The sequence below is a fragment of the Bradyrhizobium sp. YR681 genome, assembly GCF_000282615.1.
GTDB lineage: Bacteria > Pseudomonadota > Alphaproteobacteria > Rhizobiales > Xanthobacteraceae > Bradyrhizobium.
Map to the genome: position 1 here is coordinate 1 of NZ_AKIY01000196.1, position 13,022 is coordinate 13,022.

Consider the following 13,022-nt stretch of genomic DNA (forward strand, 5'->3'; position numbering starts at 1 on the left):
CGCCCCCGCCCTGCCGATCGGCATGCCCGTTGCGACGAAGCTGCAACGGGCCGCCTCGATGCTGTGCTTCGTGCTGGTGATCGGCCAGTGTGCGTTTCTCGGCCTGTTCGGCGCCACGCTGCGCAAGATCCTGTACCAGCGCAGCATCGAGCTGAAGGCTGCCTATCAGCGCATCGAGGAACTGGCCGAGCTCGACGAGCTGACCGGTTCCTACAACCGCCGCTGCATCATGCGTCTTCTCGACGCAGAGATGGAGAAGTCGCGGCAGACCTCCGCACCTTGCGCCATCGCGCTGATCGACCTCGACTGGTTCAAGCGCATCAACGACGCCCACGGCCACCCCGTCGGCGACGAGGTGCTGCGCACCTTCGCCATCACCATTTTCGCCAACATCCGCCCGACCGACTGTTTTGGTCGTTACGGCGGCGAGGAATTCCTGCTGATGCTGCCGGGCACCGAAGGTGACGCCGCCCTGCGCATGATGGATCGGCTGCGCAGCATCGTCGCCGATCTCGACTGGAGTGCATTTTCTCCGGGCATGCGGGTGACGATTTCCGCGGGCGTCGTGACGCTCCGCGACGCCGATACTGCCGACACGTTTCTCGCGCGCGCCGACAGCGCGCTCTATTCCGCCAAGGCGCAAGGGCGCAACCGAGTTGCGACCAGCTGACCAATCCATTTTCTCCCGGCGCGTCAGAAGCCGCCGCCGGATCGCACGCTCCAGGACAGGGCAATGAGATCGAAATCCGCCAAACCATCCGAGAACCTGCTGGAGGAATTGCAGGCTGCGCTCTCGCACGGCACCGTCGCGCGCCGCGTCGAGACGCTGCGCCGCGTCACCGATCTGTTCTTGGGCAGCGCGGTGGAGTATTCCGACGACCACATCCGCTTGTTCGACGACGTGTTCCAGTGCCTGATCGAGCAGATCGAGACCTCGGCCCGGGCGCTGCTCGCCGACCGCCTGGCGCCGGTCGCGGCCGCACCGCCGAAGATCATCCGCACGCTCGCGCTCGACGAGGTCATCGAGGTCGCAGGCCCCGTGCTGTCGAAATCGGAACGGCTGGACGAGGCGACCCTGATCGAGATCGCGCGCACGCGGGGCCAGGCGCATCTCAAGGCGATCTCGCTGCGGCGGGTGCTGTCGGAAGCGCTCACCGACGAGCTGGTGACGCGCGGCGACGAGGACGTGGTGCAGTCGACCGTCAGCAATCCGGGCGCGCAGATCTCCGAGGGAAGTCTCACCGATCTCGTCACGCGCGCCGAACGCGACGATGATCTGGCCACCTGCATCGGCCTGCGGCCCGACCTGCCGCGTCATCACTATCTGAAGCTGATCGCGAAGGCCTCCTTGAGCGTGCGCAGGAAGCTGGAAGCCGCCCATCCCGAGCTCGCGGACGAGGTGTCGAGCGTGGTCCAGGCAGCGGCCCAGCGAGTCCGCGCCGCCGCCATGACCCGGCAGACCGAAATGGCGCGCGCGCTGGTGAAGTCGCTCCACGAGGACGGGCGTCTCAACGAGCTTCAGGTCACCGCCTTCGCAGACCAGGGCAAGTTCGACGAAACCAACGCGGGGCTCGCCGCGCTCGCGGGCGTTGCGGTCGAGACCGCCGAGACCATGATGATCGAAAGCCGCACCGAGGGCGTGATGATCCTCGCCAAGGTTGCCGGCATGTCGTGGGCCAGCGTGCGCGCGATCATCGCCATGCGCGAGAAGCTGTCAGGCGGCTCGCTGACCGACGTGCTGACGCTGCGCGATACCTACGAGGCGTTGCGCGCATCGACTGCACAGCAGGTGCTGCGCTTCCACCGCATGCAGAGCACGACGCCGGCGGCCTGAGCGGCGTGCCGCCGCCGTCAGGCGTCGGGCATCCGGTGCAGGAGCTTGTCGAGCGTGATCGGGTAGTCGCGCACCCGTATGCCGGTCGCGTTGTAGATGGCGTTGGCGAGCGCCGCCGCGACACCGCATAGCCCGAGCTCGCCGATCCCCTTGGCCTTCATCGGCGACGACATCGGGTCGGTCTCGTCCAGGAAGATCGTATCCTGGTGTGGAATGTCGGCATGAACCGGAACCTCGTAGCCGGCCAGATCATGGTTGACGAAGAAACCGGTGCGCTTGTCCACGGCCAGCTCTTCCATCAGCGCCGCGCCGACGCCCATCGTCATGGCGCCGATCACCTGGCTGCGCGCCGTCTTCGGATTGAGGACCCGGCCTGCGGCACAAACGGCGAGCATGCGGCGAACGCGTATCTCGGCCGTCGCCACGTCGACGCCGAGCTCGACGAAATGCGCGCCAAACGTGGATTGCTGATGCGTCTTGGCAAGATCGCCATACTCGATCGAATCCTCCGCGATCAGCTCGCTGTCCGACGCAGCCTGTCCCAGCGGGACGCTTCGGTTGCCCGAGGACACCTGCCCGTCCGAAAACGCGACGTCAGCGGAATTGAAGCCGAGCTTCTGTGCCACCGCCTCGCGCAGCTTGACGCAAGCGGCATAAACACCGGAGGTCGAATTGTTCGCACCGAACTGCCCGCCGGAGCCGGCGGAGACCGGGAAGCTGGAATCGCCGAGGCGCACCACGACCTTTTCGAGTGGCAGCCCCATCATCTCCGCCGCGGTCTGCGCGATGATGGTGTAGCTGCCGGTTCCTATGTCCGTCATGTCGGTCTCGACGGTCACGGTCCCGCTTCGATCGAGACGAACGCGGGCGCCCGACTTCATCAGAAGGTTGTTGCGGAACGCAGCCGCCATGCCCATGCCCACCAGCCAGCGGCCTTCCCGCCGCTTGCCCGGCTCGGCATTTCGCGCGCTCCACCCGAAGCGTTCCGCACCGGTCTTCATGCACGCGACAAGCTGCCGCCGCGAGAACGGACGGCCCGGATGTTCGGGATCGACCTGGGTATCGTTGCGCGCGCGGAATTCGACGGGATCGAGATTCAGCCGCTCCGCCATCTCGTCCATGGCGATCTCCAGCGCCATCATGCCGGGTGCCTCACCGGGTGCACGCATGGCGTTGCCCTCGGGCAGGTCCAGCATGGCCAGACGCAACGCCGTCATCCGGTTCTCGCCGGCATAGAGCAGACGGGTCTGCTGGACCGCCGTCTCCGGCCTGCCCTCCGGCAAATTGCCCGACCAGCTCTCGTGTCCGATCGCGGTGATCTTGCCGTCCCTGTTGGCACCGATGCGAATCCGCTGGATCGTCGCCGGGCGATGCGTGGTGTTGTTGAACATCAGCGGGCGCTGCATCGCGACCTTGACCGGACGGTTGGCGGCACGGGCGCCTAGCGCCGCCAGGACCGCGTCCGAACGAAGGAACAACTTTCCACCGAAGCCGCCGCCAATGAAGGGGGAAATGAGGCGCACGTTTTCCTTGGGAAGGCCGAGCGTCTTGGCAACGTCCCCGGTCGTCCAGGCAATCATCTGGTTCGATGTCCAGAGAGTGAGCTTGTCGCCATCCCACGCCGCCATCGACGCATGCGGCTCCATCATGGCATGGGCCTGATCCGGGGTGGTGTAGGTCGCATCGAGTTGCACCGGCGCGGCGGCGAAGGCACCGGGAAAATCGCCGACATTCGTGTCCGGCTGGTTGTCGCCGCGGCCGGGCGGCTTTGCAGCGCCATCCCGTCCGGCGGCCAGATCGAACGAGCCCTTCGCCGCGCTGTAACTAACCTGAACAAGCTGGGCCGCGGCGCGGGCCTGTTCAAAAGTTTCGGCAACGACGACCGCGACGGCCTGATGATAGTGGTCGATCTCGGGGCCGCCGAGCAGTTTTGCCGTGTTGTAATTGCCCTTGCCGAGCTTGCCGGCATTTTCTGCGGTGACGATTGCCATGACGCCCGGCGCGGCCTTGGCGCGCGACAGATCGATCGATGCGATCCGCCCCTTGGCGATGGCCGAACCGACGATGTAGCCGTAGGCCGGGCGCGAGCCGACGTCGTGCCATTCATAGGCGTAGGTTGCCTTCCCCGTCGTCTTGAGAGGGCCGTCGATCCGGCTGGTCGCATGTCCGATGATCTTGAGCTGGTCGATCGGATTTGTGGTCGCGGGCGTATCGAACTTCATGGCTCAACCCTTTGCTTCGGTGAGCACGGCGGCGAGCGTGCGCTCGACCAATGCCAGCTTGAATGAATTGTCCCGGGTCGGCTTGGCACCATCGAGCAAACGTGCAGCGACGGCCTTGGCGCCGCGCGGCATCTCGGCTTCCGCTGCCTCGACGCGCCAGGGCTTGTGAGCGATGCCTCCGACGGCGACCCGTCCCGTTCCATCGCGCTGGACGATGGCTCCGACCGAGACCAGCGCGAACGCATAGGAGGCGCGGTCGCGCACCTTGCGATAGACGTGCGTTCCGCCGAGGGGCTTCGGAAGCGTCACGGACGTGATCAGCTCGCCGGCCCCGAGCGTCGTCTCGAGATGCGGCGTGTTTCCGGGCAGACGGTGCAGATCGGCAATCGGGATGTTTCGGGTCGTGCCATCAGGACGAGCCGTCTGGACCGTCGCATCGAGCGCGCGCATCGCGATTGCCATGTCGCTCGGATGGGTCGCGATGCAGGCGTCGCTGGCGCCGATCACCGCATGCTGGCGGGTTATGCCGCCGATGGCGGCGCAGCCGCTGCCGGGGCTGCGCTTGTTGCAGGGCTGGTTGGTGTCATAGAAATAGGGACAGCGCGTCCGCTGCAGCAGATTGCCGGCGGTGGTGGCCTTGTTGCGCAATTGCCCGGAGGCGCCGGCGAGCAGCGCGCGCGAGAGCAGGCCGTAGTCGCGCCGCACCCGCTCGTCCGCAGCCAAGGCCGTGTTGCGCACAAGCGCGCCGATGCGCAGGCCTCCCTCGGGCGTCGGTTCGATCTTGTCGAAGCCGAGACCATTGACGTCGATCAGATGGGACGGCGTCTCGATTTCGAGCTTCATCAGGTCGAGCAGATTGGTGCCGCCGGCGATGAATTTTGCGTTGCTGGTGCGGACGGCCGCGGAGGCCGCCGCCGCGGGCGAATGCGCCTTTTCGTAGGTAAAGGATCTCATGCGGGCCTCCCGGCAATTTCGGTGATGGCCTCGGCAATGTTCGAATAGGCGCCGCAACGACAGATGTTGCCGCTCATGCGCTCGCGCAGTTCGGCGTTGGTCAATTCTGGCGCGACGTTCAGATCGTCCGTGACGTGACTGGGAATGCCGGCCTTGATCTCGTCGAGCACGGCCACCGCCGAGCAGATCTGGCCCGGCGTGCAATAGCCGCACTGGAAGCCATCATGCTTGACGAAGGCGGCCTGCATCGGATGCATGTGCTCGGGCGTTCCGAGCCCCTCGATCGTGGTGACGCTGTCGCCCTCATGCATGACCGCGAGCGTCAGGCAGGAATTGATGCGCTGCCCGCCGACGATCACGGCGCAGGCGCCGCACTGGCCGTGATCGCAGCCCTTCTTGGTGCCGGTGAGATGCAGATGCTCGCGCAAAGCGTCCAGCAGCGTCGTGCGGGTGTCAAGCTTCAGCGCCCGAACCTCGCCGTTGACGTTGAAGGACACCGTCGCCATCGCGGGCGCGTCCGCCGCAGTTGCAGCCGCCAGGGGCTGCGGAACCGAATTCTGCGCTTGTGCGGATGTGGCGCCGATCGCCACCGACGTCGCGGTCCCGATCAGAAGGTTCCGCCGCGACATTTCGAATGCGCTGGGTTTTCGCATGGTTGGGCATATCCCTCGCTACAGCAGCGTCCATCGACGCTCTGGATAGAAGTCGTCCAACCGAAGTTAGTTTCTAGACGGGGCCCGGATTAGCCGTTCACGACGGCATGAACCTATGTCTGTCATTCATTAATGCAGGCGCGATCGCGCTGGTCGAAAGCCGGAAGTCGCGGCCATGTGACGCGACGTCGACGCGGAACACCTGCAGTCGCGCAGGATCTAGTAGCGCAAGATCTAGTAGCGCAAAACTTTCGAGCCCACGAGCGCCCCGATCGCGGCCACCAGCGCGGTCGCGAGCGTGTACCAGGTCGCGACGAACAGTGGCGAATCGTCGGTGCAGTGCGAGGCGTAGAGCGTCGCGGCGAGACCGGCCGACACCAGGCCGGCGAGCGCGCCGGCGAGCGCGGGATGCGACGGCGCACCGTGGCGCAGGCCGAACAGCGCCCCCGCAAGCAGCGGCAGCGACATCGCGGGGATCGCAAGCAGGCACACCCTGGAGTTCTTGCCCATCAACCGCATCGTCATCGGCATGGCCGGCGCCATCATCGCCTCGCTGCCGATCGCCACTGCAAGCAATCCCACCGGGAGCAGGAGCAGCCAGCCCCAGCCGCGCAGCAGGGCTTCGGGCCGCGACAGATGCAGGCTGACGATGATGGCGGGAATCGCGAGCGACAGCGTGACCGCGAACTTCATGTCGAAGAACGGGTTGCGCATCGCGCTCATGACGTCGTGACGGATGCCGAGAAACGTCGCGAAGATCAGAATCGACAGGGGCGCGGCCACCAGCAGCGCCGTGGTCAGCATGGCGCCGACGCGCGGGGCGCGATGGGTGTTGTCGGCGGCGAGCGAGCGAATGAGTTGATCGGTGTCCATGACTAGTGGTCCCGCAGTTTGGCAGTAAGAGCCGCAAGTCCGCGATGCAGCGCGACCCGCACCGCACCTTCGCTCATCGAAAACTTCGCCGCCGTGTCCTTGATCGAGGCGGCCTCGACCGCGATCGACTGCAACACGTCGCGCTGGCGCTGCGGCAGCGAGCCCAGCTGCGTTGCGACCTCGGCCGCCGAGGCCGTCTCCTCCGGCACCTCTCCCGGCAGCGTCTCGGCGAAATCGTCGATGTCGACGAAGATCCGCCTGCCCCGCCGCCTGAGCGTATCGATCAGCTTGTTGCGGGCGATCGCAAACAGCCAGGGGGCGAAAGGCGCTTCGCTGTCCCAGGTGTGCCGTTTCAAATGCACCGCCAACAGAATCTCCTGCACGATATCCTCGGCCTGATCAAGAGGCTGGCCGGCCCGCGCCAGCCCACGCCTCGCAGCGGCGCGCAGCACAGGCGTGACCGCCTTCAGCAGGCGATGATACGCCGCATCATCACCCGCCATGGCCGACCGCATCAGGCCGGTCCACTCGTCCTCACGTCCGCGCACGCGCGCCCTCACCATGCAATTCGGCCGCCCTTTCAATTTGTTACGCAGGCACTCGTCAGATCACGAATTCGTGATCCGGCCAGGGCCTCGCACTGGATGCGGCCGTCGGAACCTGCGAGGGCTCATAACACCGATCGGACGCGCCCGCACCCGGCCGCCTGCATGGCAGCTGCACTTGCCCCGTTTTTGCCCGGTGTGGCCCGAAGATTCCCATTTTCTGCCCCGCTGTCGTCACGCCCCGGCGTCTCTGTTCGATCCCGGGATGGGTGGATTGGGGAGATCGTCAACATGATAAAAACCAGCGGGCGCGCTGCCCTGATTCTTCTGGCCGGACTTTTCCTGCTGTTCGGAGGCGTTGCACAGGCGGCCCCGAGTTCGGCTGCGAGCGGCAAGCCGGACAGCGCAAGCAAACAGGCCGACGCGGTCAAGCCGGGCAAACAGCGGCGCCATATTTCTCGCCGCAGCAGCAGCAAGACGGCGCAAAAATCCTCCGACGACAAGGCCGGCAAGACGGGCGCCGCGCCAAGGACGGACGAGGCCAGGGTCGACGACAATGCCGATAGCGACGTGCCGGCCTCAAGCCAGATGCCGGCGGAAGTCGCCAACGCCCATGCGCAGCTTGCCGCGGCCGATACGCCGCCCGCAGTTGCGGCCTCCGCAATGACGGACCGTGCCAATGACAACCTCCAGGCGGCTGCCGACAATGCCGCCGCGCCGAATGCCGAGGGCCAGGCAGCCGCATCCGACCAGTCGAGCGATCCCGACCGCGCCCTGCAACAGGACGCTGCCCCCGCGCAGAAGGCGGTGATCGCCGCAACCGACGCGCAGCCGCGGCCCGCGCCTGTGATGGCGAGCAGCGACCATAGCTCGGCCTGGGACCAGAGCTCCCTGATCGGCAAGATCTTCATCGGCGTCGGCACGCTGCTGACGCTGGCCTCCGCCGCCCGCATGTTCATGGCCTGATGGGTTGGCCTGATTTCTGGCCTGAGCCCTGACCTGACGACCTCGCCCGGGACGTGCGTCTTGCCGCGCGTTCCGGGCTCCTTTGGCCCTTGAAGCCCACCGCGCCAGCGGGCACATTGCCCGCCCAATCAAAAGCGTGGGTGGAGCATGAGCACGTTCGAACACATCATCGTCGAAAGCATCGGTGCGGTCGGCATCATCAAGCTGAACCGGCCGAAGCTGCTCAACGCGCTCTCGTTCGGCGTCTTCCGCGAGATTGCCGCCGCCGTCGACGATCTCGAGGGCGATGATGCCATCGGCTGCATCGTCGTGACCGGCAGCGAGAAGGCATTTGCCGCCGGCGCCGACATCAAGGAGATGCAGCCGAAGGGCTTCATCGACATGTTCTCGGAAGACTTCGCCGCGATCGGCGGCGACCGCGTCGCGCGCTGCCGCAAGCCGACCATCGCTGCGGTGTCGGGCTATGCACTCGGCGGCGGCTGCGAGCTCGCCATGATGTGCGACTTCATCATCGCCGCCGATACCGCCAAATTCGGGCAGCCCGAAATCACGCTCGGCACCATTCCCGGCATCGGCGGTACCCAGCGCCTGACCCGCGCCATCGGCAAGGCCAAGGCGATGGATCTGTGCCTCACCGGCCGCATGATGGATGCCGCCGAAGCCGAACGCTCGGGCCTCGTCAGCCGCATCGTGCCCGCCGACAAGCTCATGGACGAAGTCATGGCCGCGGCCGAGAAGATCGCCGCGATGTCGCGCCCCGCGGCCGCGATGGCCAAGGAAGCGGTGAACCGCGCCTTCGAGACCACGCTCGCCGAGGGCATGAGCGTCGAGCGCAATCTGTTCCACGCGACCTTCGCGCTGGAAGACCGCTCCGAGGGCATGGCGGCGTTCATCGAGAAGCGCAAACCGGTGAACAAGAACCGCTGAGGCATCAGCTGGTCAGGCTGGTGTAAGGCTCGGACACATTCCCGCAGAAACCCTGTGACGCCCCTGCAACAAGCACGGAATAGATGGGGGTTTCCCCCGCGGCAGTTTGCCTGCGGGACCTCGGCTGGTTAAACAGTTAAGAGGCCACCGTCGACGGGGGCGGACAGCCGGGAATTTGCGGGATTACATGATTGGGCGTGCCGCCAGAGCTGGTCGCGTGATGACGCGGCGTCGATCGGGCGTGGGTCCTGTGCTTGCGACATGGACCACGCTGGCGCTGTGTTGCGCCCTGCCTTCGGCCGCGTCGGCCGAGGCCCTGCCGGAGGCATTGGCGAAAGCCTACCAGACCAACCCGCAGCTCAATGCCGAGCGCGCGCGGCAGCGCGCCACCGACGAGAACGTGCCTCAGGCGCTGGCCGGCTACCGGCCGCAGATCGTGGCGAGCCTCAGCGCCGGCCTGCAATCGGTGCGCAACCTTTTGCCCGACAACACCATCCAGACCGCCAATCTGAAGCCGTGGGTGATCGGCGTCACCGTGACGCAGACCCTGTTCAACGGCTTCCGGACCGCCAACAACGTCCGCGCCGCCGAGCTCCAGGTGCAGTCGGGCCGCGAGGCGCTGCGCAATGTCGGCCAGGGCGTGCTGCTCGACGCCGTTACCGCCTACACCAATGTGCTTGCCAACCAGTCGCTGGTCGAGGCGCAGCGTTCCAACGTCGCCTTCCTGCGCGAGACGCTGTCCGTCACCCAGCGCCGCCTCAACGCCGGCGATGTCACGCCGACCGACAGTGCCCAGGCCGAAGCGCGTCTCAATCGCGGGCTCTCCGATCTCAACGCCGCCGAAGTCGCGCTCGCGATCAGCCAGGCGACCTATGCGCAAGTGATCGGCAATTCGCCGTCGCAGCTCCGGCCCGCCGAAGTGGTCGACCGCTATCTGCCCAGGAGCCGCGAGGATGCGCTGACGATGGCGATCCGTCAGCACCCGGCGGTGATGGCCGCCGGCTTCGACGTCGACGTCGCCTCCACCAACATCCGCGTCGCCGAGGGTGCGCTGCTGCCGAGCGCCACCATCCAGGGCAGCGCCAGCAAGAGCCGCAACAACGACCCGACGCTCGGCACCTTCGCCGAGGACCAGGCCTCGATCGTCGGCAATGTCACCGTGCCGATCTACGACGGCGGCCAGGCCGCCGCGCAGACCCGGCAGGCCAAGGAAATCACCGCACAGAGCCGGCTCGTGCTCGACCAGGTGCGCAACCAGGCGCGCACGGCCGCGGTCAGCGCCTGGGTCGCCAATGAAGGCGCCAAGATCGCGGTCTCGGCTTCGGAGTCCGAGGTGAAGGCGGCAACGGTCGCGCTGCAGGGCGTGCAGCGCGAGGCCGCCGGCGGACAGCGCACGACGGTCGACGTGCTGAACTCGCAGGCCGATCTGATCCAGGCCAAGGCCCGCCTGATCGGCGCGCTGCGCGACCGCGTCATCGCCTCCTACACATTGCTCAGCGCCGTCGGCCATCTCGACGTCAAGACCCTGAGCCTGAATACGCCGGACTATCTGCCCGAGGTGCACTACCAGCAGGTCCGCGACGCCTGGCACGGCCTGCGCACGCCGTCGGGGCAGTGATTTCAAATCTATTGGCGTGGTGCCGATGAAAAGCCGCCGCATCCATCTGATGGGAGCTTCGGGCTCCGGCGTGACGACGCTCGGCCGCGCGCTTGCGGGCCGGCTTGCGCTACCGCATCACGACAGCGACGATTATTTCTGGCTGCCGACGGCGCCGCCCTACCAGACGACGCGTCCTGCCGCCGAGCGTCTGCGCCTGATGCGCGAAATGTTCCTGCCGCGTCTGGATTGGGTGCTGAGCGGGACCGTCACCGGCTGGGGCGACGAGCTCATCCCGTTCTTCGATCTCGTCGTCTTCGTGTCGACACCGAGCGAGCTTCGCTTGCTGCGGTTGCGTGCGCGCGAAGCTGCTCATTTCGGTACCGATGCTGTCGCGCTCGGGGGCTGGCGTCACGAGGAGACGGAGTCGTTCGTCGACTGGGCTTCGCACTACGAAGCCGGCGATCGCGACGGGCGCAATCGCGCAAAAGATGAGGCGTGGCTCGCGGGCCTGCCCTGTCCGGTGGTGCGCGTCGACGGCTCACGCCCGCTTGCGGAGCTTGTCGAGCAGCTATGCAGCGAAGCGGAGCGGTTGCCGGGCTGATGTGATACTCTCGCGGCACCACTGCCGAACAATAACATCAGGGGGAGAAACCATGCTCGATCGACGCAGCGTTCTGCTTGCCTCTCTTGCCGCCGGAGTAGCCATGACCAGCAAAGCCCACGCCCGCGCGGCGCAGCCCGCGACGCCGGTGAATTTCGACGTCCCGGCGCATGCCTGCGACTGCCACACCCACATCCATGGCGACGTCGAAAAGTTTCCGTTCTTCACCGGACGCGTCTACACGCCGGAGCCGGCGAGCCCCGAGGAAATGGCCGCGCTGCACAAGGCGCTGCATATCGAGCGCGTGGTGATCGTGACGCCGAGCGTCTACGGCACCGACAATTCCTCGACGCTGTTCGGCATGAAGGCGCGTGGCGGAACCGCACGCGGGGTTGCGGTGATCGACGACAAGACGACCGAGGCCCAGCTCGATACGATGCAGGCGGACGGCTTCCGCGGCATGCGCCTCAATCTCGCGACCGGCGGCGTCAACGATCCCAATGTCGGCCGGTCGCGCTTCACCGCCGCGGTCGAGCGCATGAAGGCGCGCCGTTGGCACGTCCAGCTCTACACCACGCTGGCCATGATCTCGGCCATCAAGGACCTCGTCGAGAGCGCGCCGGTGCCCGTGGTATTCGACCATTTCGGCGGGCTCGAAGCACCGCTAGGTCTGGAGCAACCCGGCTTCTCCGATCTCGTCGCGCTGGTGAAGTCCGGCAAGGCCTATGTGAAGATCTCCGGCGCCTACCGTTCGTCGAAGCTCGCGCCCGACTACCAGGACATGGTGCCCTACGCGCGCGCGCTGATCGCGGCCAATCCCGATCGCATCGTCTGGGGAACCGACTGGCCGCATCCGGATTCGAGCCGCGTCGAAGGACGCAAAGCCACCGACATCGCGCCGCTCTACCAGATCGACGACGGCGCCTTGCTCAACCAGCTTCCGGTGTGGGCACCGGATGCAGATGTGCGCAAGAAGATCCTGGTCGACAATCCGGCGCAACTCTACGGCTTCTGAGTCGCGACACGCGCAATTAGGTTCAACAAAATGCGACGCAGTTCCATGTCGAGTCGTGGAACTGTTGTCGCAAGAGCACAACCTCCCTGGACTCACACGAACGTGTTTGAGTTTGCTTTCGCCTTTCAGCCGTACGGTTGAGGCGACGATTCATTTTCACCGGTACGCACGCACACAGATTTCATCTGTTCGTGCGGTCGCATGCCTTTATCACATTATCTCGCCGCGCTTTTTTCCGGCGTGGGAATTGGTTTCACCGTCGCCGCCCCGATCGGGCCCATGGGCATGCTGTGCATCCAGCGCACATTGGCGTCGGGCATCGCCACCGGCCTCGCGACGGGCTTTGGTGCCGCGACCGTGCATCTCGCCTACAGCGCCTTCGCGGTCCTGGGACTCGGTGCACTTGCGCAGCCCTGGGTCGAGGCGAATGCTGCGGTCTTCGGCATCGTGTCGGCTCTGACGCTGCTGTGGTTCGCGATGCGGACGCATCGCGGTTCCATCGCGCTTCAGGCGACGGACGAGATCGACAAAGTGCGCCTTGCCCGCGCCTATCTCAGCGCCATCGCGCTTGGCTTCACCAATCCGCTCACGGTCATCCTGTTTCTGGCAGCCCTGCACGCATTCTCGACGCAGTCAGCGGCGGCACCGCTCATCGCAGGGGTCTTCGTGGGCTCTGCAGTCTGGTGGATGGTGCTCAGCACAATCGTCGCAACCGCGCGGTCACGGTTGACGCCGCGGATGTTGTCGCTGAGCAGCCGGTTTGCGAGTCTGATGCTGCTCGGGCTCGGCACCATGATGCTGGTGCGGATCGCGCAGCGGATGTTCAGCTAAC

At 66.1% G+C, this 13,022-nt stretch carries 13 protein-coding genes; 8 read left to right on the forward strand and 5 right to left on the reverse strand.

The features are described from left to right. Positions 1 to 670 (forward strand): GGDEF domain-containing protein (locus PMI42_RS17930; protein WP_008136624.1); only part of this gene is annotated, 670 nt, incomplete at its 5' end. A gap of 63 nt (positions 671 to 733) precedes the next feature. Continuing rightward, positions 734 to 1,834, forward strand: coding sequence for a DUF2336 domain-containing protein (locus PMI42_RS17935; protein ID WP_008136626.1), 1,101 nt, complete (start codon positions 734 to 736; stop codon positions 1,832 to 1,834). A 17-nt stretch (positions 1,835 to 1,851) separates the two neighbouring features. On the opposite strand, the gene paoC is transcribed toward PMI42_RS17935, so the two are convergent. The 5 genes from paoC to PMI42_RS17960 all read right to left on the reverse strand — a co-directional run bounded on the left by paoC (position 1,852) and on the right by PMI42_RS17960 (position 7,084). Continuing rightward, the gene (paoC, locus tag PMI42_RS17940; protein WP_008136627.1) at positions 1,852 to 4,056 is read right to left on the reverse strand and encodes an aldehyde oxidoreductase molybdenum-binding subunit PaoC; all 2,205 of its coding nucleotides are present in this window, start codon (positions 4,054 to 4,056) and stop codon (positions 1,852 to 1,854) included. Positions 4,057 to 4,059: 3 nt separating this feature from the next. After that, positions 4,060 to 5,010, reverse strand: a complete 951-nt coding sequence (locus PMI42_RS17945; protein WP_008136629.1) for an FAD binding domain-containing protein — start codon at positions 5,008 to 5,010, stop codon at positions 4,060 to 4,062. Beyond that, positions 5,007 to 5,663 carry an aldehyde dehydrogenase iron-sulfur subunit PaoA gene (gene paoA / locus PMI42_RS17950; protein ID WP_008136631.1) on the reverse strand — a complete coding sequence of 219 codons (657 nt, stop codon included), beginning with the start codon at positions 5,661 to 5,663 and terminating at the stop codon, positions 5,007 to 5,009. The genes PMI42_RS17945 and paoA overlap by 4 nt, the downstream gene beginning before the upstream one ends. Positions 5,664 to 5,897: 234 nt before the next feature. After that, a complete protein-coding gene (locus PMI42_RS17955; protein WP_008136633.1) occupies positions 5,898 to 6,536 on the reverse strand; it encodes an NrsF family protein in 639 nt (212 codons plus the stop codon). Positions 6,537 to 6,538: 2 nt separating this feature from the next. Continuing rightward, complete coding sequence (locus tag PMI42_RS17960; protein WP_035966036.1) at positions 6,539 to 7,084, reverse strand: sigma-70 family RNA polymerase sigma factor; 546 nt, start codon at positions 7,082 to 7,084, stop codon at positions 6,539 to 6,541. 288 nt (positions 7,085 to 7,372) lie between these two features. On the opposite strand from PMI42_RS17960, the gene PMI42_RS17965 reads away from it, so the two are divergent. From PMI42_RS17965 to PMI42_RS17990, 6 genes are all read left to right on the forward strand, one after another. Continuing rightward, positions 7,373 to 8,047 (forward strand): hypothetical protein, encoded by a 675-nt coding sequence (locus PMI42_RS17965; RefSeq protein ID WP_008136635.1) that lies wholly within the window; start codon positions 7,373 to 7,375, stop codon positions 8,045 to 8,047. Positions 8,048 to 8,194: 147 nt separating this feature from the next. Further along, positions 8,195 to 8,974 (forward strand): enoyl-CoA hydratase, encoded by a 780-nt coding sequence (locus PMI42_RS17970; protein WP_008136636.1) that lies wholly within the window; start codon positions 8,195 to 8,197, stop codon positions 8,972 to 8,974. A gap of 187 nt (positions 8,975 to 9,161) precedes the next feature. Continuing rightward, positions 9,162 to 10,592, forward strand: a complete 1,431-nt coding sequence (locus PMI42_RS17975) for a TolC family outer membrane protein (protein WP_085969629.1) — start codon at positions 9,162 to 9,164, stop codon at positions 10,590 to 10,592. Between the two features lie 25 nt (positions 10,593 to 10,617). Next, positions 10,618 to 11,175 carry a P-loop NTPase family protein gene (locus PMI42_RS17980; protein WP_008136638.1) on the forward strand — a complete coding sequence of 186 codons (558 nt, stop codon included), beginning with the start codon at positions 10,618 to 10,620 and terminating at the stop codon, positions 11,173 to 11,175. A gap of 52 nt (positions 11,176 to 11,227) precedes the next feature. Further along, positions 11,228 to 12,190, forward strand: a complete 963-nt coding sequence (locus tag PMI42_RS17985) for an amidohydrolase family protein (RefSeq protein WP_035966025.1) — start codon at positions 11,228 to 11,230, stop codon at positions 12,188 to 12,190. A 201-nt stretch (positions 12,191 to 12,391) separates the two neighbouring features. Next, positions 12,392 to 13,021: a LysE family translocator gene (locus PMI42_RS17990; protein ID WP_008136640.1), complete on the forward strand. Its 630-nt coding sequence runs from the start codon at positions 12,392 to 12,394 to the stop codon at positions 13,019 to 13,021. The last annotated feature ends 1 nt before the right edge of the window (position 13,022 follow it).